This is a genomic window from Vibrio sp. 1069, from assembly GCF_033340555.1.
This window is the reverse complement of sequence record NZ_JAWOWP010000885.1, coordinates 1-534: the sequence shown is the minus strand read 5'-3', so window position 1 is coordinate 534 and position 534 is coordinate 1. Positions and strand designations below refer to the sequence as shown.

Here is a 534-nt window from a genome sequence, read left to right as displayed (position 1 = left end):
TAGTTGCATTGAAAAAGTATCTGGCTTCATCGCGTAAGAAACAAATGTCGGAAATTGAGGCTCAGTGTTTACTTTACATGCTAAGTTGCAACGGAATAGAGCTAAACAAGATGGAGTTTAATGAGTTCAAGCAAGCACCATACTCACCTGTTTTGAGTAGCGCGATTAGAACAATGGATGGTGATTTTTTATACATGTCTGGGATTAACAAGCCTGCCGATAGTACGTTTATAACGTTGGAGCCAAAAGTTGCATCTACCGCTGAGCGCATGTTGCGAGAGAGTGAAGCAAACCGTAAAAGCATATCTAATGTTATAGACCTTATTGCTGGCTATGAATCTAAAGATGGAATGATTATTCTGGCATCTACTTTGTGGTCAGTTCGAAAAATGAGTAGCGATAACAAGGAGGCCTTTGCAGAGTCTCTTGTGGAAAATGTATTATCTTTAACATCACCACAAGCTCGTGTGTCCCCGACTTTAATCAAGTCCGCATATCAACGTTTAGTGGAAGAAGGACTGAATTAGTACAACT

General features: G+C 40.1%; 1 pseudogene. It reads left to right on the top strand.

Features of this window, described 5'->3' with window-relative positions:
• Window positions 1-527, top strand: a pseudogene (locus R7040_RS29625) (ADP-ribose-binding protein); the annotation flags it as partial.
• Window positions 528-534 lie beyond the last annotated feature (7 nt).